The 23,809-nt window shown below is 45.1% G+C and carries 19 protein-coding genes, 1 tRNA gene and 1 pseudogene; 10 read left to right on the top strand and 11 right to left on the bottom strand.

Annotated elements, in window-relative coordinates; translation table 11 throughout:
• Positions 1-198 (top strand): annotated as a pseudogene (cca, locus tag IQQ51_RS26830) (multifunctional CCA tRNA nucleotidyl transferase/2'3'-cyclic phosphodiesterase/2'nucleotidase/phosphatase); the annotation flags it as partial.
• A gap of 92 nt (positions 199-290) precedes the next feature.
• Here cca and IQQ51_RS08655 read toward each other — a convergent pair.
• Genes IQQ51_RS08655 through folB form a run of 3 tightly spaced genes read right to left on the bottom strand, consistent with a single transcriptional unit; the run spans position 291 to position 1,948 of the window.
• Positions 291-1,094 carry an undecaprenyl-diphosphate phosphatase gene (locus tag IQQ51_RS08655; RefSeq protein WP_010434624.1) on the bottom strand — a complete coding sequence of 268 codons (804 nt, stop codon included), beginning with the start codon at positions 1,092-1,094 and terminating at the stop codon, positions 291-293.
• A 15-nt stretch (positions 1,095-1,109) separates the two neighbouring features.
• Complete coding sequence (folK, locus tag IQQ51_RS08650) at positions 1,110-1,592, bottom strand: 2-amino-4-hydroxy-6-hydroxymethyldihydropteridine diphosphokinase (protein WP_019826871.1); 483 nt, start codon at positions 1,590-1,592, stop codon at positions 1,110-1,112.
• Positions 1,589-1,948 (bottom strand): dihydroneopterin aldolase, encoded by a 360-nt coding sequence (gene folB, locus IQQ51_RS08645; RefSeq protein WP_193840836.1) that lies wholly within the window; start codon positions 1,946-1,948, stop codon positions 1,589-1,591. Before folB ends, folK begins: the two co-directional genes overlap by 4 nt.
• A gap of 138 nt (positions 1,949-2,086) precedes the next feature.
• On the opposite strand from folB, the gene plsY reads away from it, so the two are divergent.
• On the top strand, positions 2,087-2,683 hold the full coding sequence (gene plsY / locus IQQ51_RS08640; RefSeq protein WP_193840835.1) for a glycerol-3-phosphate 1-O-acyltransferase PlsY: 597 nt from the start codon (positions 2,087-2,089) through the stop codon (positions 2,681-2,683).
• Positions 2,684-2,726: 43 nt separating this feature from the next.
• Here plsY and IQQ51_RS08635 read toward each other — a convergent pair whose 3' ends face one another.
• Both IQQ51_RS08635 and tsaD read right to left on the bottom strand, forming a co-directional pair.
• Positions 2,727-3,542 (bottom strand): alpha/beta fold hydrolase, encoded by an 816-nt coding sequence (locus IQQ51_RS08635; protein ID WP_193840834.1) that lies wholly within the window; start codon positions 3,540-3,542, stop codon positions 2,727-2,729.
• A 106-nt stretch (positions 3,543-3,648) separates the two neighbouring features.
• On the bottom strand, positions 3,649-4,665 hold the full coding sequence (gene tsaD / locus IQQ51_RS08630) for a tRNA (adenosine(37)-N6)-threonylcarbamoyltransferase complex transferase subunit TsaD (protein WP_019826876.1): 1,017 nt from the start codon (positions 4,663-4,665) through the stop codon (positions 3,649-3,651).
• Between the two features lie 258 nt (positions 4,666-4,923).
• On the opposite strand from tsaD, the gene rpsU reads away from it, so the two are divergent.
• The 6 genes from rpsU to IQQ51_RS08600 all read left to right on the top strand — a co-directional run bounded on the left by rpsU (position 4,924) and on the right by IQQ51_RS08600 (position 11,132).
• The gene (gene rpsU, locus IQQ51_RS08625) at positions 4,924-5,139 is read left to right on the top strand and encodes a 30S ribosomal protein S21 (protein ID WP_004396009.1); all 216 of its coding nucleotides are present in this window, start codon (positions 4,924-4,926) and stop codon (positions 5,137-5,139) included.
• A 25-nt stretch (positions 5,140-5,164) separates the two neighbouring features.
• Positions 5,165-5,608 carry a GatB/YqeY domain-containing protein gene (locus IQQ51_RS08620; protein ID WP_017069475.1) on the top strand — a complete coding sequence of 148 codons (444 nt, stop codon included), beginning with the start codon at positions 5,165-5,167 and terminating at the stop codon, positions 5,606-5,608.
• A 119-nt stretch (positions 5,609-5,727) separates the two neighbouring features.
• Positions 5,728-7,479, top strand: coding sequence for a DNA primase (gene dnaG / locus IQQ51_RS08615; RefSeq protein ID WP_017069474.1), 1,752 nt, complete (start codon positions 5,728-5,730; stop codon positions 7,477-7,479).
• 99 nt (positions 7,480-7,578) lie between these two features.
• A complete protein-coding gene (gene rpoD, locus IQQ51_RS08610) occupies positions 7,579-9,423 on the top strand; it encodes an RNA polymerase sigma factor RpoD (RefSeq protein ID WP_048614894.1) in 1,845 nt (614 codons plus the stop codon).
• Between the two features lie 163 nt (positions 9,424-9,586).
• Positions 9,587-9,662: transfer RNA gene (locus tag IQQ51_RS08605), tRNA-Ile, on the top strand.
• Between the two features lie 201 nt (positions 9,663-9,863).
• Entirely contained in the window at positions 9,864-11,132 is a 1,269-nt protein-coding gene (locus IQQ51_RS08600; protein ID WP_193840833.1) for an O-acetylhomoserine aminocarboxypropyltransferase/cysteine synthase family protein, read from the top strand.
• Between the two features lie 104 nt (positions 11,133-11,236).
• Here the strand turns inward: IQQ51_RS08600 and glmS are convergent, their stop codons facing one another.
• Both glmS and IQQ51_RS08590 read right to left on the bottom strand, forming a co-directional pair.
• A complete protein-coding gene (glmS, locus tag IQQ51_RS08595; protein ID WP_048614889.1) occupies positions 11,237-13,069 on the bottom strand; it encodes a glutamine--fructose-6-phosphate transaminase (isomerizing) in 1,833 nt (610 codons plus the stop codon).
• 107 nt (positions 13,070-13,176) lie between these two features.
• On the bottom strand, positions 13,177-13,947 hold the full coding sequence (locus IQQ51_RS08590; protein WP_048614888.1) for a DeoR/GlpR family DNA-binding transcription regulator: 771 nt from the start codon (positions 13,945-13,947) through the stop codon (positions 13,177-13,179).
• A 429-nt stretch (positions 13,948-14,376) separates the two neighbouring features.
• Here IQQ51_RS08590 and pykF point away from each other — a divergent pair, with 429 nt between their 5' ends.
• Positions 14,377-15,789, top strand: a complete 1,413-nt coding sequence (pykF, locus tag IQQ51_RS08585) for a pyruvate kinase PykF (protein WP_017061403.1) — start codon at positions 14,377-14,379, stop codon at positions 15,787-15,789.
• A gap of 176 nt (positions 15,790-15,965) precedes the next feature.
• Entirely contained in the window at positions 15,966-16,637 is a 672-nt protein-coding gene (locus tag IQQ51_RS08580) for a GntR family transcriptional regulator (protein ID WP_019826885.1), read from the top strand.
• Positions 16,638-17,220: 583 nt separating this feature from the next.
• Here the strand turns inward: IQQ51_RS08580 and IQQ51_RS08575 are convergent.
• The 4 genes from IQQ51_RS08575 to IQQ51_RS08560 all read right to left on the bottom strand — a co-directional run bounded on the left by IQQ51_RS08575 (position 17,221) and on the right by IQQ51_RS08560 (position 23,722).
• A complete protein-coding gene (locus IQQ51_RS08575; RefSeq protein ID WP_193840832.1) occupies positions 17,221-19,104 on the bottom strand; it encodes a diguanylate cyclase in 1,884 nt (627 codons plus the stop codon).
• A gap of 113 nt (positions 19,105-19,217) precedes the next feature.
• Positions 19,218-19,712: an acetolactate synthase small subunit gene (gene ilvN / locus IQQ51_RS08570; RefSeq protein ID WP_008219984.1), complete on the bottom strand. Its 495-nt coding sequence runs from the start codon at positions 19,710-19,712 to the stop codon at positions 19,218-19,220.
• Position 19,713: 1 nt separating this feature from the next.
• The gene (locus IQQ51_RS08565; RefSeq protein WP_048618189.1) at positions 19,714-21,453 is read right to left on the bottom strand and encodes an acetolactate synthase 3 large subunit; all 1,740 of its coding nucleotides are present in this window, start codon (positions 21,451-21,453) and stop codon (positions 19,714-19,716) included.
• A gap of 460 nt (positions 21,454-21,913) precedes the next feature.
• Positions 21,914-23,722, bottom strand: a complete 1,809-nt coding sequence (locus tag IQQ51_RS08560; protein WP_193840831.1) for an AMP-dependent synthetase/ligase — start codon at positions 23,720-23,722, stop codon at positions 21,914-21,916.
• Positions 23,723-23,809: the final 87 nt, after the last annotated feature.

Here is a 23,809-nt window from a genome sequence, read left to right as displayed (position 1 = left end):
CACGCAGGCCGAAAAGGATTAGAAGATCAGCCGTATCCTCAAAAAGCGCGTTTTGAAGTAGCTTACCAAGCGGCGCTTCAAGTCGAAGTCAAAGCGATCATTGCCGATGGTTTTAAAGGTAAAGATATTCGAGAAGAACAAGAGAAACGCAGAGCCATCGCAATTGAAGGTGCCCTATCAGAACTCGCTGCCAGTTAATCGTCACCGCTCTAATTAAAACGCATTAAAAAGCCCGCTGTTAAGCGGGCCTTTTGTTTCAATCTTTACAGCGAGACCGATGTCCGCGTCTGTTACTGCATCATTAAGAAAGCAAACAGACCACAACCTAGAATCAGGCGGTAGATAACGAACGGTGTCATGCCCATACGAGAGATAAGCTTCAAGAAGAAGTGGATACAGATGTAAGCACTGATGAAAGACACCGCAACGCCCGTTAGCAAAGTGCCAACATGGATTGGGTCACCGCTTGTCACCAACTTAAGACCTAAATAACCACCAGCCAGAGTGATGATTGGGATAGACATTAGGAAAGAGAATCGAGCCGCTGCTTCACGTGTGAAACCAAGGTAAAGCGCCGCGGTAATGGTTGCGCCGGAACGAGACGTACCCGGAATGATCGCCATTGCTTGAGCAAGACCAATAAACAGCGCCTTTTTCCAACCTGCTTGGTATTCGTCATCGCGTAGGCTTGAGTTCTTGTCCACCCACCATAGCAATAGACCAAAGATAATCGTTGTCGTCGCGATCACCCACGCACTGCGTAAGTAAAGCTCAACAATATCTTTCATCAGCAAGCCAAAGATACATGCAGGAATCGTCGCGAGAATGATCATCCACGCTAACTTCGCTTCTTTACTGCGATCGCCTTTAAACACTGAACCAAAGAATGCGCTCAACAGAGAGACCACTTCTTTACGGAAATAGATAACCACGGCTGCCAAAGTACCAACGTGGACAGCCACATCAAAAGCCAAGCCTTGATCTTCCCAACCTAAAACAGCAGAAGGAAGGATTAAGTGTGCAGAACTGGAAATAGGTAAAAACTCAGTAAAGCCTTGCACCAACGCCAATATAAACGCTTCAAAATAACTCATTACTTACCTTAAAAATTATAGTTTTATATCTACGACAGAGAGCGAGTCTAATTGCTGCATCTTCTGCCATATTTCACTGACGGTTCTTCCGTCTTGCGGGATCACTCTCGCAGGACAAAGATCATAAAGCGGTTGTGTTACAAAAGGATATTTGTAGATATCACTGCGTGGTAATTCTGGTTCACGCTCAGAAACCTCCTCTCCAAACAGCACAATATCAAGATCGAGTTTTCGATCTTGTAGTTTGTGCGCATCTTGAGAGCGACCCCATTTAAACTCAATTTTACGCAGCTGCTGTGAAAATTCAGTCAATGAGAGTGACGTGTCAAGCTCTATCACAAAGTTATAAAACGGATGGCTATTAAAACCCACGGGCTCACAGTGATAGACTTTAGAGCATTTAAGGTTAGTCCCTAACGATTGAAGCTCTGTCCATGCCACCCTTGCATGCTTATCGCGGTCTATGTTCGTGCCAACACCAACATAGGCTACTGTCATGCTTGACCTCGTTCGATGATCACGCCAACGGCTTTTGCTTGTGGCACTGCGCCAGGTTTCGCTAAGCGGATTTTAATCCACGGCACAGAGAATTGAGTCATGATCAATTCAGCGACTTCTTCAGCCACACGTTCAACCAATAGGAATCGGCCATTCGCAATGTGGTTAAGCACAGCTGTACTCACAGTCGAGTAGTCCAGAGCATCAACTACATCATCACTCTTACCCGCTGGGCGGTTGTCATGAGCCATTTCAATATCAAGCACAAGTTTTTGTTTAATCTCTTGTTCCCAATCGTAAACACCGATCGTTGTAATTACTTCTAGCTGTTCAATGAAAACTTTATCCAGTGCCATGACTTGTCCTTTTAGAGGTCGGATACCCATATGGGGGAAAAAAACGTATTATTTGCGTAATTCGAGATATGATATCAATTACTCTTGGATTGAGCATTATTTTCCCATCGTTAGGCTTATAACCGTTTAAGGAAAGACATGACCCCATTGGCACTAATCATGATCATTGCAGCCTATTTGCTAGGTTCAATCTCTAGTGCGGTCTTGATATGCCGAGTCTTAAGACTTCCTGATCCAAGAACGGTAGGCTCCAATAACCCGGGCGCCACCAATGTACTGCGCGTTGGCGGCAAAGGCGCAGCAGCAGCCGTCCTCCTGTGTGACATGCTGAAAGGCACTATCCCTGTCTGGCTTGGCTACTACCTCAAGATCGACCCAATCATTCTAGGGATTGTGGCAATTGCGGCGTGCCTAGGTCATATGTATCCCATCTTCTTCCACTTCAAAGGTGGTAAAGGCGTGGCAACCGCACTCGGCGCTATCGCCCCAATAGGATTCGATCTAACAGGAATGATCATGGCGACTTGGTTAGTGGTCGCGTTTTTGTTTCGTTACTCTTCTTTAGCGGCACTGGTTACTGTGCTACTTGCCCCTTTCTACGCTTGGTTAGTCAAACCTCAATACACATTACCAGTAGCCATGCTGTGCTGTTTGATCGTGTTACGTCACCACCAGAATATCCGCCGCCTACTCGATGGCAGCGAACCAAAACTCGGACAAAAAAAATCGGCTTAAACTGTCACGTCTAAGCCGAACCATAATATTCAGTATTTAAAGCTTACAGCAGATGTTTATCTAAAAACGTCTTCAGCATTGTGTTCACAAACTCTGGTTGCTCTAACGAGCTAATATGACCTGCGCCAGGAATCACCACTAATTCACTGCCCGTAATGCAATCGTGCATTAGGTATGACTCAAGTACCGGACGTGGTTTATCTTCTTGTCCTACAGCAATCAAAACAGGCAGAGCAAAGTTCTCTACCGATTCAATCATATCGCGACGTCCAAACACCATTCGACCAATTCGTGCCACTTCTTCAGCGCTGTCGCCCTCAAGAGCCGATAACTGCTGAGTAAAACCTTCAACTAAAGCTGGCGTGTTGGTTTGAGCATCATTAGCGAAGAACAGAGGTACAACCGCTTCAACAATTGGCTGAGGAACCGTCTTGGTTTGAGTGATGGTATCTAACATGCTGAAGTACTTAGCGTGAGCAACTTCTGGTTCTAAACCCACAAAAGTATCCATTAGAACCAAAGACTTAATACGTGCAGGTGCAAGTTCCGCTAACTCAGTCCCCCACATACCGCCAACCGATAAGCCAACTACTGAGAATTCTTCGATCTCTAAATGATCAAGCAGAGCCAAAACGTGCTGAGCGTAATCTTTCAAGTTACGCATCGAAGTGGGTGCTGCTTGAGATTCACCATGAGACCAAAGCTCTGGAACAATACAGCGATACTGAGCCTTTAATGCTTCGATCTGCGGCTTCCACATTGCACTATCCCAAAGGTAACTGTGGCCGAGTACAACAACAGGGCCTTGACCTTCATCTAGGTACGCCATCGATTGATTGTCTACTGTGAACTTGTTCATTTTCTTCCCTAATCTCTATCAGCAATTATTTATCGACATACAGTCGGTAAGCTAGGATATAAAAACGGCCGCACAAGGCGACCGTTTATCGAAACACTATAGTCAATTACGCAATTGGCTCTAGCTGGTCAATAGGCCAACGCGGTGTGGCATGAACAGACAAATCAGCCGTTTCGCCATTCTTCAGACGCTGCATGCCCGCATAAGCGATCATCGCACCGTTATCTGTACAGAACTCAGTGCGTGGGTAGTACACCTCACCACCGATTTTCTTAGCAAGAGCTTCAAGCTCAACACGCAGTTGCTTGTTAGCACTTACACCGCCAGCAATCACTATACGTTTCATGCCTGTTTCTACCAAGGCGCGCTTACACTTGATTACTAAGGTTGCACAAACAGCTTCTTGGAATGCGTAAGCAATATCAGCACGAGTCTGGTCATCATTATCGTTATCGCGAATGGTATTCGCTGCGAACGTCTTCAGACCAGAAAAGCTCATATCTAGACCCGGACGATCGGTCATTGGACGCGGGAACTTAAAACGACCCGGAGTGCCTTTTTCTGCCAAGCGAGATAGCAGTGGACCACCAGGGTAATCTAAGCCCATCAGTTTCGCGGTTTTATCAAACGCTTCACCCGCTGCATCATCAATCGATTCACCAAGGATTCGGTATTCACCAATGCCTTTCACTTCTACCATCATGGTATGGCCGCCAGAAACCAGCAGAGCCACAAATGGGAATGGAGGTGGATTGTCTTCTAACATTGGCGCAAGAAGGTGACCTTCCATATGGTGAACAGGCACAGCAGGCACGCCCCACGCATAAGCAATACTGCGACCAATCGTTGCACCGACAAGCAGTGCACCCACTAAACCTGGGCCAGCTGTGTAAGCCACACCATCAATGTCTTTCGACGTTAGGTTCGCTTCAGCTAATGCCGCTTTAATAAGAGGAATTGTTTTTTTCACGTGGTCACGCGAAGCTAGCTCAGGCACCACACCACCGTAATCGGCGTGCAGCTTTACTTGGCTATATAATTGATGAGAAAGCAGCCCTTGCTCATCATCATAAATCGCGATTCCTGTTTCATCACAAGAGGTTTCAATACCAATAATGCGCATAATTTTCTCGGCACGCTTTCGTCTAAAATGGGAAATTAGCGCAATATTACCCTGCCTAAGCTCTTCAAACAAATATTGTACAGACTATAATCGACAAAGTGCTTTACAAAGCCACTGTGATCGGATTAAAATTCCGCACCATTTTTGATCAAGCTGGTTAATGGCCAAACGCGAATAGAGAGTTAGCTCGATGGGTAACTTCTCTGATTTGGTACTGAGTGGCCAGCGATAATGAATAACCCCTGAGGTGAAAGGCATATGCCAATAGTTAAAGTACGTGAAAACGAACCGTTCGACGTTGCACTACGTCGTTTCAAGCGCTCTTGTGAAAAAGCAGGTATCCTTTCTGAAGTTCGCCGTCGCGAGCACTACGAAAAGCCAACTACAGTTCGCAAACGCGCTAAAGCAGCAGCTCAAAAGCGTCACGCTAAGAAGCTAGCTCGCGAAAACGCACGTCGCGTTCGCCTGTACTAATAACTTAATCCATAAGGACTGAGTTATGGCTCTTATTGAACAACTCAAAGAAGAGCAAAAATTAGCGATGAAAGCCAAGGACAAACCGCGCCTTGGCACTATCCGCTTAGCTCTTTCAGCAATTAAGCAACGTGAAGTTGACGAACGGATCACTCTGAACGACGACGACATTCTTGCTGTATTAGTTAAAATGGTTAAGCAACGTCGCGATTCTGTTGCTCAATATGAATCGGCAAATCGTCAAGATCTTGCTGACGTGGAAAAAGCAGAAATTACGGTACTTGAAGGCTTTATGCCTCAACCGCTAACTGATGAAGAAGTTATTGCACTACTTGATAGCGCAATCGCCGAAGCTCAACCAGCGGGCATGCAAGACATGGGTAAAGTAATGGCTATCTTGAAACCACAAATTCAAGGGCGTGCAGATATGGGTAAAGTTAGTGGTTTAGTTCGTTCTAAACTCGCTTAATCCCAAATCAAATTGCAACAAGCCGTGCAATCCTTCGGAACGCACGGCTTGTTTGTATCTGTAACCTATTCAAACTATTATTATCCACACTCTCAGTTAGTGCATTTTTCTAAGGTTTTATGGCAGGACACATCCCGCGTAGTTTCATCGATGATCTCCTAGCGCGTCTCGACATTGTCGACATTGTGGACGCACGCGTGAAACTTAAGAAAAAAGGCAAAAACTATGGTGCTTGTTGCCCATTCCACAACGAAAAGACCCCTTCTTTTAGCGTAAGCCAAGAAAAACAGTTTTATCACTGCTTTGGTTGTGGCGTACACGGTAATGCTATCGACTTCATTATGGAGTTCGAACGTCTCGATTTTGTTGAAGCTATTGAAGAGCTAGCCTCTTTCTTAGGCCTCGATGTTCCTAGAGAACAGCGCAGCGGCGAGATATCAACAGCACCAAGAGCCAACAGCGAACAAAAACGTAACCTCTACGATTTGATGGGCGGCATCAGTAATTTTTACCGCTCTCAACTGAAAATATCAGCCAACAAACCTGCGATTGATTACCTAAAGAATCGTGGCCTTTCGGGCGAGATCGTCCAGAAGTTTGGCATTGGTTATGTGGCAGATGAGTGGGACTTGGTTCGTAAGAACTTTGGCCAACAGAAAGAAGCCCAAGACATGCTCGTGACTGGCGGCATGCTAATTGAGAACGATAAAGGTAACCGATACGACCGATTCCGTGGACGCGTAATGTTCCCGATTCGTGATCGTCGTGGCCGTGTGATTGGTTTTGGTGGTCGTGTGTTAGAAGACGGCACACCAAAATATCTCAACTCACCAGAAACGCCTATCTTCCATAAAGGTAAAGAGCTTTACGGCCTTTATGAAGTGCTGCAAGCCTACCGTGAACCGCCACAAATACTTGTGGTTGAAGGTTACATGGATGTCGTGGCCCTCGCGCAATATGGTGTCGATTACTCAGTGGCATCACTGGGCACCTCGACAACTGGCGACCACGTTCAAATGTTGTTCCGTCAAACCAGCACTGTGGTTTGTTGTTACGATGGTGACCGAGCAGGTAAAGAGGCCGCATGGCGCGCACTCGAAAACGCACTTGAGTATCTGAAAACGGGCAACACGCTTAAGTTTCTGTTCTTGCCCGACGGTGAAGACCCAGACAGCTATATTAGAGAGCATGGCAAAGCCGCTTTTGAACAGCTGGTCCATAATGCGACGCCGCTTTCGACCTATTTGTTCGATAACCTGATTGAAATACACAAGTTAAACTTGGGAACAACCGAAGGGAAATCAGCACTGCGTGCACACGCCAGCGCCTTGATTAACAAAATTCCTGACAGTTACTTCCAAGAATTGCTCGAAAAACTGCTCGATGAGCGAACTGGATTTGATAACCAATTGCGACGTGCGCGTGTTCATACACAGAACCCGACACCTCAACCGCATAAAGAGCTGAAGCGCACTCCAATGCGTGAAGTTATCGCTTTGCTTATCCAAAATCCGAGCTATGCTGATATGGTACCGGATTTATCAAGTGTCAAAGGCTTACAGTTGCCTGGACTAAGTTTATTCGTCGAAGTACTTGATAAATGCCACGCGCATCCCCATATCAACACAGGCCAATTATTAGAGCATTGGCGACATAATAAACATGAGGCTCTTCTGTCTCGTCTCGCGAGCTGGGAAATCCCCCTCGACGAAGACAATCAAGAAGACATATTTTTAGACTCATTGGACAACATACTTGCCCAGTGCGTTGAAAAACAAATTGAAAACCTGCAGGCCAAAGCAAGAAGCGTCGGTTTATCAGCCGAAGAAAAAAGGGAGCTACTAGCTTTAATGCTAGATCTAAAAGCGTAACCCTGTTTGATTAGTCAGCATTTAATAAATTTGTTAACATAATTGGTTTGCATTTGAGAATGCAACGTCCTTCACCAGACCTGAAGTTGGATATCATCTATGGATCAAAATCCGCAGTCACAGCTTAAATTACTTGTTATTAAAGGCAAGGAACAAGGCTATCTGACCTACGCCGAAGTAAACGACCACCTACCTGCAGAAATCGTGGATTCTGAACAGGTAGAAGACATCATTCAAATGATCAACGACATGGGTATCAAGGTAGTTGAAACTGCACCTGATGCTGATGATCTAGCACTTAATGATGACGATGCCAATATAGATGAAGATGCAGCCGAAGCTGCAGCTGCTGCGCTTTCAAGCGTAGAAAGCGAGATTGGCCGTACTACTGACCCAGTTCGTATGTACATGCGTGAAATGGGTACGGTTGAACTACTGACTCGTGAAGGCGAAATCGACATTGCGAAACGTATTGAAGATGGTATCAATACAGTTCAACTATCGGTTGCTGAGTACCCTGGCACTATTCCATACATCTTGGAACAGTTTGACCGCGTACAAGCAGAAGAGATTCGCTTAACAGACCTAATCAATGGCTTTGTTGACCCTGACGACGATGGCACAGCTGCGCCAACGGCGACTCACATCGGTTCAGAACTTGCTGAAACTGATCTGGAAGACGAAGACAAAGAAGACGCTGAAGACGACGAGGAAGAGGAAGAAGAAGATACAGGTATCGATCCTGAGCTTGCTCTTGAGAAGTTCACAGCGCTTCGCACTAGCTACCAGAACCGTCAGCTAGCGATCAACGAGTACGGCCATGAAAGCCCGAAAGCAATGCTTGCAACAACAATGATGCAAGACGTATTCAAAGAGTTCCGTCTAACACCAAAACAGTTTGATTACCTAGTAAACGAACTGCGTAACTCTATGGATCGCGTACGTACTCAAGAACGCCTAATCATGCGTCAAACGGTTGAGTACGGCAAAATGCCGAAGAAATCTTTCATTGCTCTATTTACTGGCAACGAATCTAGCGAAGCATGGTTGGATGAAGTTCTTGCTTCAGACAAGCCATACGCAGAAAAGATCAAACGTAACGAGCACGACATCCGTCGCTCTATCCAAAAACTGGATATGATCGAACGTGAAACGTCTCTTACTGTTCAAAGCATCAAAGATATCAGCCGTCGTATGTCTATCGGTGAAGCGAAAGCTCGTCGTGCGAAGAAAGAGATGGTTGAAGCGAACTTACGTCTAGTAATCTCGATTGCTAAGAAGTACACAAACCGTGGTCTACAATTCTTGGATCTAATCCAAGAAGGTAACATCGGTCTGATGAAAGCCGTAGATAAGTTTGAATACCGTCGTGGTTACAAGTTCTCTACTTACGCTACGTGGTGGATCCGTCAAGCAATCACTCGTTCGATTGCCGACCAAGCTCGTACTATCCGTATTCCGGTTCACATGATCGAAACGATCAACAAACTAAACCGTATCTCTCGTCAAATGCTACAAGAGATGGGTCGTGAGCCACTTCCGGAAGAGCTAGCTGAACGCATGCAAATGCCTGAAGACAAGATCCGTAAAGTACTGAAAATCGCTAAAGAGCCAATCTCAATGGAGACACCAATCGGTGACGACGAAGATTCGCACCTAGGTGATTTCATCGAGGATACAACGCTAGAACTACCTTTAGACTCTGCAACGGCAACAAGCCTACGCGGTGCAACTAAAGACGTTCTTGCTGGCCTAACACCTCGTGAAGCTAAAGTACTGCGTATGCGTTTCGGTATCGACATGAACACTGACCACACTCTTGAAGAAGTGGGCAAGCAGTTTGACGTAACTCGTGAACGTATCCGTCAGATCGAAGCAAAAGCACTGCGTAAACTTCGTCACCCAAGCCGCTCAGAAACTCTGCGTAGCTTCCTAGACGAGTAATCACACGCTTTAGTGCGGTTAGCTTTTAAGCATAAATAAGAAAAGGTGAGCGTTGGCTCACCTTTTTTTTATCTGTGTGATTTAAGTGGCTAAGATGTAAGCGGAATTGCCCCTTATAGTGTCTAGACACCACTGAATGCTTCCCCTATAATCTATGCCCTACGGCCCCTTAGCTCAGTGGTTAGAGCGCACGACTCATAATCGTTCGGTCCCCAGTTCAAATCTGGGAGGGGCCACCAAATCAGAAAAGCCAGAACAGTTCACGCTGCTCTGGCTTTTTGCTTTTCTGGATCTGCACAACTCACGCGGTATTCCCTACAAATACCGAATCGCCCCGCACACAGTTTCAATTGCTTCTCTGTGACTAAGCTTACTTTTCTTTTATAAAAAAGGCGGCAATATGAACGTACATAAATCGATCCATAGTTCAGGGAAGACTCATGAAAGACGAAACACTCTCGATTCACTTCGGTTACGACACTGATCCAACAACCAAATCGGTTGCCACTCCTATCTACCAAACCGTCGCTTACGAATTCGATGACGCACAACATGGCGCCGACCTCTTCAACCTTGCGGTACCAGGCAATATCTACACTCGTATAATGAACCCAACCAACGATGTGTTGGAAAAGCGCATGGCAGCCTTAGAAGGCGGGATTGCAGGCTTAGTCGTGAGTGCGGGCAGTGCCGCGATCAACTACGCTATTCAGACGTTGGCACAGATCGGTGACAACATCGTTTCAACACCTCAGCTTTACGGCGGTACTTACACCCTATTTGCGCACATGCTGCCAAACCAAGGGATCGAAGTTCGCTTTGCCAAAGACGACAAGCCTGAAAGCTTGGCTGCACTGATCGATGAAAAAACCAAAGCGGTTTATTGTGAAAGTATCGGTAACCCAGCAGGCAATATTATCGACTTAGAACGTGTTGCTGAGCTTGCTCACGCACAAGGTGTGCCTGTGATTGTCGATAACACAGTAGCAACGCCTGTGCTGTGTAAACCTATCGATTTTGGAGCCGACATAGTGGTGCACTCACTAACCAAATACGTGGGTGGTCACGGTACAACGTTAGGTGGCGTGATTGTCGATTCAGGTAAATTCCCATGGGCAGAACACAAAGATCGCTTCCCCGTGTTTAATCAGCCAGAACCTTCTTACCATGGTGTGGTTTATACCGAGGCTTTTGGCGAAGCCGCGTTTATTGGTCGTGCTCGAACGGTTCCACTGCGTAATACGGGTGCTGCGCTGTCGCCAATGAATGCATTCATGCTAATGCAAGGCTTAGAAACCTTATCGCTACGCATGGAGCGACACACAGAGAATGCACTGAAAGTAGCGGAGTACCTTCAGCAACATGAGAAAGTGAGTTGGTTGAGCTACGCGGGTTTACCAACGTCTGAGTTCTATCCGCTGGCTGAGAAATACATGCAAGGTAAGCCATCGGCCATTTTATCTTTTGGCTTGAAAGATGGTTATGAAGCAGGTGTTCGTTTCTATGATGCGCTACAAATCTTCAAGCGCTTGGTCAACATCGGCGATGCGAAATCTCTCGCTTGTCACCCTGCCTCTACAACACACCGCCAATTAAGCGAAGCGGAACAAAAACAAGCGGGTGTATCACCAGAGATGATCCGCCTCTCAGTAGGCATTGAGCACATTGACGATATCTTGGCTGACCTAGAACAAGCACTTAACGCTTAACGCCGTTAAAGCTAGATCTAACGCTGATCGTTAGCTAACAGACACAAAAAAGCCCATCACAGGATGGGCTTCTTATTATCTAATTTTCTTAGATAGGCTAACGATTACTCAACCGTTACCGCTTTCGCAAGGTTACGAGGTTGGTCAACATCGGTACCCTTGATTAGCGCTACGTGGTAAGACAACAGCTGCATCGGTACTGTGTAGTAGATAGGTGCTGTTACTTCACTTACGTGAGGCATCTTGATGATCTTCATGTTCTCATCGCTTTCAAAGCCAGCGTCTTGGTCAGCGAATACATAAAGTAGACCGCCACGAGCACGTACCTCTTCAACGTTCGATTTCAGCTTCTCTAGCAAGTCGTTGCTTGGTGCAATAACGACTACAGGCATATCTGCATCGATAAGAGCCAAAGGACCGTGCTTAAGCTCACCAGCAGCGTATGCTTCTGCGTGGATGTAAGAGATCTCTTTCAGTTTAAGAGACGCTTCCATCGCGATTGGGTAAAACTCACCACGACCCAAGAACAGTGTGTGGTGCTTATCAGCAAAATCAGGTGCCAGTGCTTCGATCTCTTTATCAAATGCTAATGCTTTCTCGATATCAGCAGGCAGTTGGTGAAGTGCTTGAACGATTTCCGCTTCTTTCTCTTCATTGATGCGACCTTGTAGACGACCAATTGACGTTACCATCATCAGCATTGCTGCTAGTTGAGTTGTGAAAGCTTTAGTAGAAGCAACACCGATCTCTGTTCCTGCGCGAGTCATGAATGCAAAATCAGATTCACGAACCAGTGAAGAACCCGCAACGTTACAGATAGTCATTGCTGACATGTAACCCTTCTCTTTTGCAAGACGAAGTGCAGCAAGCGTATCAGCCGTTTCACCAGATTGAGACAGAGTCACCAATAGGCTGTTCGGACGAACAACGAAATCACGGTAACGGAATTCAGAAGCAATCTCTACGTCACAGCTTACGCCAGCTAGAGATTCAAACCAGTAACGCGCTGCCATGCCTGAGTTGTAAGACGTACCACATGCGATGATCTGCACGTGTTCAACCTTGCTTAGGATCTCTTCAGCTTTAACGCCGATCGCGTTAGTGATAACCGAAGTGTCAGAGATACGGCCTTCCATTGTATTGATCAGCGCTGTTGGCTGCTCGAAGATCTCTTTCTGCATGAAGTGGCGGTATTGACCTTTGTCACCAGCGTCATGTTCAGCGTTTGATTCAACGATTTCACGCTCAACACGCTCGCCCGCGACATCAAATACAGTAACATCACGACGAGTCACCTCAGCAACATCACCTTCTTCTAGGTACATGAAGCGACGAGTTACGCTCAGTAGCGCCAGTTGGTCAGAAGCAAGGAAGTTCTCACCGACACCAAAACCGATAACGATTGGGCTACCAGAACGAGCCACAACAATACGGCTAGGATCTTTGCGATCAACCGCAACCGTGCCGTACGCACCGTCTAATTGTTTTGCTGTTTTCTGTAGTGCTTCAACCAAAGAAGCTGAAGTGCGAAGTTCCCACTCAACTAGGTGGGCGATAACTTCTGTATCCGTTTGTGAAGTAAATACGTAACCACGCTCTTGCAGCATAGCGCGCAGTGCTTCGTGGTTTTCGATAATGCCATTGTGTACAACTGCAATATCACCAGACATGTGTGGGTGTGCGTTCGCTTCAGATGGCTCACCGTGTGTTGCCCAACGTGTATGAGCGATACCTGTACCACCAATCACTTGTTGCTCTTCTACTGCGTCAGCTAGCTCTTGTACTTTACCTAGGCGGCGTACACGAGTTAGGTTAGATTCAGTATCGACTACAGCGACACCAGCTGAATCGTAGCCACGGTATTCTAGACGACGAAGGCCTTCTACTAAAATTTCAGCTACATCACGCTGTGCTACTGCACCAACAATTCCACACATAGTTTCACTCCATCAATTTTGTTTTATTCCTATTGGCAGCAAGCAAAGGCCAGATCTTCATCAAGATCAATTATAGGAAGGTAAATGCATAATATTTAAATTTGTTTTTACGCTGGATCGGTCAGGATCACTCGAACATCATGTGATTCGATACTTGCTTTGGATTCTTCGCCTAAGTCTGTATCGGTAATTAAGATGTCAATGTGTTCCCACGCCAGCTCTAAGTTCGGGATCTTTCGTCCCACTTTTTCCGACTCAACCATCACGATCACTTCTCGTGACACTTCAGCCATTACTTTGCTCAGGCCAACCAGTTCGTTAAACGTGGTTGTGCCTCTATCAAGATCGATACCATCGGCCCCAATAAATAGTTGGTCAAAATCGTAAGCGCGAAGCACCGACTCTGCGACTTTGCCTTGGAAAGAGTCCGAATGGGTATCCCAAGTGCCGCCAGTCATTAATAACGTCGGCTCGCTTTCAAGCTCATTAAGCGCATTAGCGACGTGCAATGAGTTGGTCATCACAACCAAGCCACGCTTAGCATTAAGCTGCTGAATTAGGGCACCGGTAGTACTGCCACTATCGATCACGATACGGTTATGGTCGCGAATTAAATCTGCAGCGGCTTTTGCCAATGAAACCTTTCGAGTCGAAACTTGTTGACCCAGTTCTTCGTTGACAACCTCTTTCGGTAACGAAATCGCACCACCATAACGGCGTAAAAGCTGACCGTTTTTCTCTAAAGACGCCAAGTCCTTTCTAATAGTGACCTCTGAGGTTTCGAACTTAGCGGATAATTCATCAACACTAACCTCCCCTTTTTCATTCACTAGGTTAGAAATTGCATGTCTTCTAAGCTGGGTGTTTCGTTTCGACATTTAAAAAAGGCCATTAAGTTTCGATGTGAAACATATTATAGTTACAACGAAACCATTTAGTCCATTTATTTTGATCCAAAAAATTAATAAATAGCGATAAAACCTTGTCCTAAGACAATTGTTAAGCAGTGATATTGAACTCATTAGGTGGTAGAATCCGCACCCGAAAAGAAAAAAAATTACAAAACTGACTGTTATTTTTTTGCAACTTACCCCCTATATAGTGGGGTAAGTCACAGAAAACCGATATTGAATCAAAATCTTTTAGTCATAAAATGACTAAAATTGATGAAAGACTTACAACTCTGAAGGACATATTGGAAGTCCCGCGCTTTTACACAACAGGCACAAAATGTTGATGTAGCGGACCAATCTTCAGAACTTAAATAAATTTCAAATTGTAACAATACTTACCGGAGAGTACCTTCCATGAAAAAGACCAAAATCGTATGTACGATTGGCCCTAAAACTGAATCTGTAGAGAAGCTAACTGAACTAGTAGATGCTGGCATGAACGTTATGCGTCTTAACTTCTCTCACGGTGATTTCGCAGAGCACGGCACTCGTATCGCGAACTTCCGTAAAGTAATGGAAAACAAAGGTGAGCAACTTGCTATCCTTCTAGATACTAAAGGTCCAGAAATCCGTACTATCAAACTTGAAGATGGTAACGACGTAGATCTAGTAGCTGGTCAAGAGTTCACTTTCACAACTGACGCAACAGTTGTTGGTAACAAAGACGTAGTAGCAGTAACTTACCTAGGTTTCGCTAAAGACCTAACAGCAGGTAACACTATCCTTGTTGATGACGGCCTAATCGAAATGGAAGTTATCGCAACAACAGAAACTGAAGTTAAGTGTAAAGTTCTTAACAACGGTGCTCTAGGCGAAAACAAAGGTGTTAACCTTCCTGGCGTTTCTGTTCAACTTCCAGCTCTTTCTGAGAAAGACAAAGCTGACCTTAAGTTTGGTTGTGAGCAAGGCGTTGATTTCGTTGCTGCTTCTTTCATCCGTAAAGAAGAAGACGTTAAAGAAATCCGTGAGCTTCTAAACGCTAACGGCGGCGAGAACATCCACATCATTTCTAAGATTGAAAACCAAGAAGGTGTAGATAACTTCGATTCAATCCTTGAAGCTTCTGACGGCATCATGGTTGCTCGTGGTGACCTAGGTGTTGAAATCCCAGCTGAAGAAGTAATCTTCGCTCAGAAGATGATGATCGAGAAGTGTAACCGTGCACGTAAGATGGTTATCACTGCAACTCAAATGCTTGACTCTATGATCAGCAACCCACGTCCAACTCGCGCAGAAGCGGGTGACGTTGCGAACGCAATCATGGATGGTACTGATGCAGTAATGCTTTCTGGTGAAACTGCTAAAGGTAAGTACCCAGTTGAAGCTGTTACTATCATGGCTCAAATCGCGAACCGTACTGATTCAGCTCTTAAAGCTGAGCTAGGTTCTCGTCTAGACAGCCCACGTCTACGTATCACTGAAGCAGTATGTAAAGGCGCTGTAGACACAGCAGAGAAGCTAGCTGCTCCTCTAATCGTTGTTGCAACTGAAGGCGGTAAGTCTGCACGTTCAGTACGTAAGTACTTCCCAACTGCAAACATCCTTGCTCTAACAACTAACGAAAAGACAGCTGCACAGCTAGTTCTTACTAAAGGTGTTAAGCCAGTTCTTGTTGACTCTATCGAGAACACAGACGCGTTCTACATCAACGGTAAAGAAATCGCTCTACAATCTGGCCTAGGTAACAAAGGCGACATCGTAGTTATGGTTTCTGGTGCTCTAGTAGCTTCTGGTACTACAAACACGGCATCTGTTCACGTTCTATAAGAATGAACCGATTCGCATAAAATATAAAAGAGGGCTTCGGCCCTCTTTTTTTATGAAACAAAATCTTGCCTAACTTTTCAGTACGCTGTATTATCAATCACAATAGAACTACGTACTGTTAACTTCCAATTGGCTCTTTCTAAGAGACGGATTAGCAGACTAGAAATCATATATAGATGAGGTTTGTAATGTCTAGTCCTACGCTCACTGACAAAGTATCAAAGATGATTCGCCAAGATATTCTTAATGGTGAGTTAACCCCAGGCCAAAAGCTCGTTGTTGCTGATCTAAAAGCACGCTACAACGTTGGCGCATCCCCTATTCGTGAAGCCTTGGTACAGTTATCTTGGAGCAAATACGTAAAGCTAGAGCCACAAAAAGGCTGCTGGGTATCGCCAGTGTCAAAGAAAGAACTGAATGACCTATACGAAAGCCTTCGTGTTGTATCATCGGTTCTGCTTAAAAAAGCGATTTCAGCGGGTGATGAGAGCTGGGAACTGGATGTACTAACGTCTTACCATAAACTGTCACGAGTGCAGTACGTATCTGAAGAGTTTGATTGTGTAGAATGGGAAGAGCGCCACCAGCAATTCCATGTCGCACTACTTGAAGGGGCAGATTCAGAGAACATGTTTAAGTTCTTTGATGACCTAATTAACCAAGTGAAACGTTACCGCTTCCTCGCTATGTCTGCAGAAAGCGCATCTGATGATCTGTTCAATATTGATGAGCACGAAATGATCATGAAACTAGTACTCTCTAAGAATGTAGAACAAGCGACTGAATTGCTTGATCAACACTTACTAGGTTCAATGAAACGAATTGAAGAAGTTATCGAAGCGGCATGATGCCAAGATAGATTCTAACCAAATAAAAACGGAGCCCAACGGCTCCGTTTTTTTGTTTCCAGTACCACGACTGAACTACCACCCAAAAAACTCTTTGTGATGAGTATTGAGCAGCACAACCATAGGTAAAAAATACAATGCACTAAGCTGAAAGCCAAGAATGGCTAATGTGCCTATGGTTAACCTCACTAAAAAATCGACAAACATACCACGCCTCTTTTAACCAGACTGTATGATCCCCAAACTCTTGCTCCAGCTAACCTAATTCTACTGCTGCCTTCCAAGTTATTGATAAGGCTAGCTAACCAGCTGAATTAAGTTAACGGTGTCATCCTTTTACATCTGGTAAACACTCTATTTATTACATCGTTTAACACGATGTAATCTGAAGCAAAGTAGTTTACTTATCGTTCATTTTAGCTCAAATTTTCACCAGCATTAGACTTTAGTCTAACTGTATAGATTTTGTGACATAGGTCGCTCAAAAGTGAGATTCCTAATAAAAAGGGGGAAAGGAAAAAAGAGTCGGGGCGCGACTTGAAGAGGTGAAGCAAATAGACGACAGGACTAGATAGAAGCGAACCTAAGCGACATCATCATAGCTAGGACACATAGAGACCGTATTACGACCAGACGATTTAGATTCGTAAAGCGCAACATCAGCACACTTGTATGAGCGAGTACTGTTACTGGTTAAATCCGTAAAGCCAACACTCACCGTTACCTTAGTTCCGGCGGCTAGCTCAATCTCAATTCGCAAGCGATCCAATACGCGCTTTGCTTCTGGCAGTGAGGTGTGTGGCATCAAGAGTGCAAACTCTTCTCCTCCGACACGTGCAACAAAGTCCGTCCCACGAAGGCTATCTTGCAGAAGCTTAGCAACACCAGCAATCACACGGTCGCCTTCGTCGTGGCCAAGTTCGTCATTGATTCGCTTGAAGTTATCGATGTCGACTAAGGCTAAGCAAGTGGTCGCTTCGTTCGGATAACGCTCAACCAAGCGAGAATAGTAAGCCAGCTGCTCTTCGAATTTTCGTCGGTTCCAGAGATTACTCAAAGCGTCACGTTCACTTAAGATCCTCAAACGCACCTCAAGCTCCTTCCTTACGGAAATATCAACCAACGAGGTGATGTAGTAACTGACTTTGCCTGAATTATTTTTGACCGCATGCACTCGCATGATCGCAGTAAAAGGAATACGCAGCTTGTTCTTACACTGAACCTCCCCTTCCCATACTTCTTCTTGCTCTAAATGACTCCAAATAGCCGAGCTTGAGAGCACTTGGTCGGTATTCTCAAGCAACAGTTGCAACGCATTTTGACCGATCACTTGTTTTTTGCAGTACCCAGTCATGTTCTCAAATTCGTTGTTGATCATCATTGTGCGGTGCTGCTTATCAGAGATCATCACTGCCGACATGCCATTCAATGCGGCGCGTGCCAATTTACTCTCCAGGCTTCGGCGTCGGTAGTGCGTCACCAGGTAAGCAAACGGGAAAGCGAAAATCAGCACCGTAATCAGAACAATGATCTCTTCATGGGCCAAATCATCTAGATCACGCTCAGCCCTATCCATCAATTGCTTCTGATTAAGTTGAATAAGCAAATGAACCTTTTGACTGTTCGCGAGCATAACCGTGTTAAAAGCAAACAAATTACCATCTTCAAAAACGTGTCCCACCTGATCATTGGAGATCGCATCCCACGTCTTCGGCGCGATATTTTTCAGGTTGTAGCCTTTTCTTTCAGGAATAGAGTCTCCGAACAATTTACCGCTGTTGTTACTCGCGATGAAGTAGCCCGCGTCATTGAGAACTTCTGCTCGAAGATCGTTATCAGGTGAAAAGCTCAGACGCGACGATAAGCCCCATACATCGAGATTGATGACGAGATAGCCTACTCTTTCGTCAGGGGTTTCTACGGGGGTAAAGACACGGATTACCGGCGAATAAGGGAAGGTGACTTCACCATGCTCAGTTTCAAGCTCAATACCCCAACCGCCAATCTGTTCGGCCTCTAGTTTTTGAGCGTATTGGAAGTAGTTAGAATCCGACCTATCTTGCAGTTGTTGAGGAAACGTCACTCTACCGGTATCAGAGGAGTAGTTAACGCGCACCAATTCTTTGCCTGTGATATCTAACAGATGGATTTGTGTATACCACTTCTGGTTCACCAGAACAGATTGCCAGACCTCTTCAAGTAGATGTTTGGTCTGCTCTGAGGGAGAGGAAGCAAAGTTAACCAAGCTCTGGCTATGACTGAGTAGCTCCATTACCGAGACTAACTGAGTCTTGAGAAGATCGTAATCTCGCTTGGCATACACTAACTGATGAACAGCTTGCTTAGCCGAGTAGTCAAAGCTCTGTTGTTTTACTTCTTTGTAACGCTGCAAATAATACAGACATACTGCAGAAGACAATATGATAGAGATAATCAGCAATGTAATTATTGATTTTTTATTTCGCATTGCTAACTCAGATGAATGGAAGTGCAGCGCGGGATTATAGCACTCTAAAAAATTAACAAAATAAAAGCCGCTTAAAAAAGCGGCTTTAAAGTTATTTTTTAAAGACTTATCGTCTAGGCTTTCAACGCACGTTCGCCTCGTGCGATGCCAACAACACCACTTCGAGCTACTTCAAGCACTTCCGTCACTTCAGACAGTGCCTGAATGAAGGCATCCAGTTTCTCGCTAGTACCCGCCATTTGAACCGTATATTGAGAAGCCGTGACATCAACAATCTGACCACGGAAGATATCTGCTGTGCGCTTCACTTCTGCTCGAGCAAAGCCGCTCGCACGTACTTTTACCATCAACAGCTCACGTTCAATGTGCTCAAGCTCAGACACTTCTTGTACTTTAAGTACGTCGATTAGCTTATGCAGTTGTTTCTGAATCTGCTCAAGCTGCATTTCGCTCGAGTTAGTAGTGACGTTCAAACGAGACAGCGTCGGATCATCGGTTGGAGATACGTTCAAAGACTCGATGTTGTAGCCACGCTGAGAAAACAAGCCAACCACACGAGAAAGCGCACCAGGTTGGTTTTCCATTAGTAGTGAAATAATGTGTCTCATATTATGTTCTCTCCGTTTTGCTTAGCCACATGTTATCCATACCCTCGCCTTTGATTTGCATTGGGTATACGTGCTCGGTGTCATCCACACTAATATCGACAAATACCAAACGGTCTTTCATCGCCAGTGCTTTTTCCAAACCTGATTCCAGTTCATCCGGAGATGAAATACGCATACCAACGTGGCCATAAGCCTCAGCGATAGCAGCAAAATCAGGAACAGAGTCCATATATGAGTTAGAGTAACGACCTTGATAAACAATGTCTTGCCACTGTTTTACCATGCCTAGGAAACGGTTGTTAAGGTTAATAATCTTAACAGGAATATTGTATTGCAGCGCAGTCGACAGCTCTTGGATATTCATTTGAATACTGCCGTCACCGGTTACCACAACCACTTCTTCATCTGGCTTAGCAAACTTAACGCCCATACCAGCTGGCAGGCCAAAGCCCATTGTGCCTAGACCACCAGAGTTAATCCAACGACGTGGCTTGTTAAACGGGTAGTACAAAGCAGCAAACATTTGGTGTTGACCTACATCAGAAGCAACATAGGCATCGCCATTGGTTACTTTATGCAGCGTTTCAATTACTTGCTGTGGTTTGATGCGCTCAGACGATTTCTCGTAAGCTAGGCAGTCACGCTCTTGCCACTGCTTGATTTCACTCCACCAGCTTTCAATCGCTTCTGCATCATTAGTGCCGCCTTGCTCAACGAGCAAGTTCACCATGCTCTCTAGAACTTTTTCAGCAGAACCTACAATCGGTAGATCCACTTTTACGTTCTTAGAGATTGAAGATGGGTCGATATCAATGTGCATGATCTTCGCATCAGGGCAGTACTTATCTAGGTTATTGGTCGTTCGATCATCGAAACGCACGCCAATACCAAAGATCAAATCCGCATTGTGCATCGCCATATTGGCTTCATACAAACCATGCATGCCCAACATACCCAAAGAGTTCTTATGGGTGCCAGGGAAAGCGCCAAGCCCCATTAGGGTGCTTACCACAGGTAAATTCAGTGCCTCTGCTAATTTTAACAGCGGCTTATCTGCCTCAGAAATAACCGCACCACCACCGACATAAAGTACCGGCTTCTTCGCTTCAAGAAGGGCTTTTAGCGCCTTTTTGATCTGACCTTTATGACCCGTAACCGTTGGGTTATACGAACGCATTTTGATCGTTTCTGGGTATTCATAAGGAAGCTTTATTTGTGGGTTCAAGATGTCTTTCGGCAGATCAATAACCACAGGACCGGGACGTCCTGTCGTTGAAATATAGAATGCTTTTTTAACGACTTCAGGGATATCTTCCGCTTTCTTAACTAAGAAGCTGTGTTTAACGATCGGGCGTGATACACCCACGATGTCACACTCTTGGAAGGCGTCGTTACCAATAAGGTTATTTGGTACGTTACCAGAAATAACAATCATTGGGATTGAGTCCATGTAGGCTGTTGCAATACCAGTAACGGTATTGGTCGCACCTGGACCAGAACACACAAGTACTACACCCGGTTTACCGGTAGAACGAGTATAGCCATCTGCCATGTGGGTAGCGGCTTGTTCGTGTCGTACTAATACGTGTTTAATTTCAGCAGTTTTAGCATGCAGCGCATCGTAGATATCAAGTACAGAACCACCTGGGTAACCAAAGATTTGTTCTACACCCTCTTCAATTAGAGACTGCACCACCATCTCAGCGCCGGATAACATTGCTGTTTCAGGTTTTGTTGTCATATTGCTCTCCTCACCAGTTTCCAATCATATTTGGTGAACATGTTGGGCTGGTTTTTCATAGTCTAGGGCTTATTCGTAGCCTAATTCGAAATACTTCCACTTTTTCGGCTATGGCTGTCTGTCGTGATAACAACAAACAGTAATACGAAACAACTTTAACGCTTTATTATCATCTGGTCTAACACCTGTTATTCGGCAACTGTGCCAAAAAACCAACTATTAGCTCAAAGCATTAAATAAAACCCAACCCAGCCCACCATACTAGGTTTAAACACTAGTTAGCGAATAAAAAAAAGCACTTAATATTTCAATAGATCGCTATTTATCGATAAACCGCGAGCTTGCTGGTGTGCGCTTTCGCACATTGTGCTGTGTCATTAGATACAAAAAATCCCCCTAAAAATGCAATCACATTCGTAGGGGGATTTTTAAACAACTGAAAATTTATCTAAGCAGAAAACTACTTATCTTTAGGCTTTTCGTTGTACATTTCTTCGATTTCGTCTTGATACTTATCGTTGATAACTTTACGACGCAATTTCTGAGTTGGTGTCAGCTCACCATCATCCATAGAAAATGCTTTTGGTAGCAGTTTGAATTTCTTCACTTGCTCAAACTTAGCCAGTTCTTGCTGTAGGTCATTCACACGCTTTTCTAGCATCTCGACGATTTGGTGATGCTTAACAAGTTCTACGCGATCGTGATACTTGATATTAAGCTCTTTGGCATACTCTTCTAGCGAGTCATAACAAGGAACAATCAGCGCAGAAACGAATTTGCGCGTATCAGCGATAACAGCAATCTGTTCGATAAAGTGATCTTTACCAATCGCGCCTTCAACCACTTGCGGTGCAATATACTTACCACCAGAGGTTTTCATCAGCTCTTTGATACGATCAGTAATGAACAGGTTACCATTTTCATCAAAATGACCCGCATCACCGGTTTTCAAGAAACCGCGCTCATCGAATGTCTTAGCCGTCTCTTCTGGCATCTTGTAGTAGCCACGCATCACCATTGGACCACGAACAAGAATCTCGTCCTTAGCACCAATTTTTACTTCTGCGCCCGGCATCGACATACCAATCGAATCTGGGTTAAAACAACGGTCATCCCAACAAGATACTGTTGCTGTAGTTTCTGTCATGCCGTAGCCAAGTTTTACGTTGATGCCGATAGCATGGAAGAAGCGACCAATCGTCTCATCAAGCTTCGCGCCACCACATGGCATGAAGTTGATGTTACCGCCGAGTAGAGCTCGTAGTTTAGATAGCACAAGCTTATCAGCTAGCGCATGGCTCTTCTTCAGCATCAACGATGGAGTACGACCTTCTTGGTGACAAACTGAAAGCTTTGCTCCCATGTTCACCGCCCAAGTAAATAGCACTTTACGAATAAATGGCGCTTTAGATACCTTCTCGTGAATCGCAGAGAAGATCTTCTCGTAGAAACGTGGAACCGCACACATTACGGTCGGTTTCACATCACTTAGCGCATCACGCACTTGCATCGTATCTTGCAGGTAGCAGTTGGTTGCGCCTTTATAGAGAACGTAGAACGTCCAAGCACGCTCAAATACGTGTGATAGCGGTAGGAAACACAATGAGACATCGTCTTTGCTCAGGCTAAGGCGCTCATCGTGGCCTTCTAACTGGTAGCCAATGTTAGTGTAATCAAGCATTACGCCTTTTGGCTGACCTGTGGTACCAGAGGTATAGATAAGAGTCAGTAAGTCATCCATGCTTGCATCAGTAAGACGCGCGTCAAGTTCTGCTTGTTGTGCTTCAACGCCACGCGCCATGAAGTCATTCCAAGATACGGCAAAGCTGTGTCCTTGCAGGTCGATGTCATCAGACATAGCTACAACAACTTCTAGCTGCTCGCACTCTTCAAACAGGCTAACTGCCGCATCGAATTGAACTTGCTCACCAACGAATAAGATCTTCACATCTGCGTTTTGGATGATGTAAGACGACTGAGCTGCTGTGTTGGTTGGATAAATCGGCACAGTCACAAGGCGAGCTTGTAAAGATGCAAAATCTGCCACTGTCCATTGAGGCATATTGTTTGAATAGATACCGATCTTATCTTGAACTCTCAGTCCCTGAGCCAATAGTGCTAATGAAAGCGTATCGATTTGTTGTCCAAACTGCTCCCAGCTAATACCTTGCCATACATTGTCTACTTTGTGCTTCAAAGCTGTACGGTTGCCGCCTTGGGCAATTTGGTCACGAAGTCTTTTTACGATATGAAAATCTAAATTGGCCATCTCTTTACCTTTGGCTTACACCTGTAAGCTTTTTTGAGCGCACAAGTGTACCTCTGATCATGGAAAAGGCAACTGATGAAGCTCAAA

This window comes from Vibrio sp. OPT18 (assembly GCF_015163615.1).
Taxonomy (GTDB): Bacteria; Pseudomonadota; Gammaproteobacteria; order Enterobacterales; family Vibrionaceae; genus Vibrio; species Vibrio coralliirubri.
This window is presented reverse-complemented; position numbering and strand designations above follow the sequence as displayed.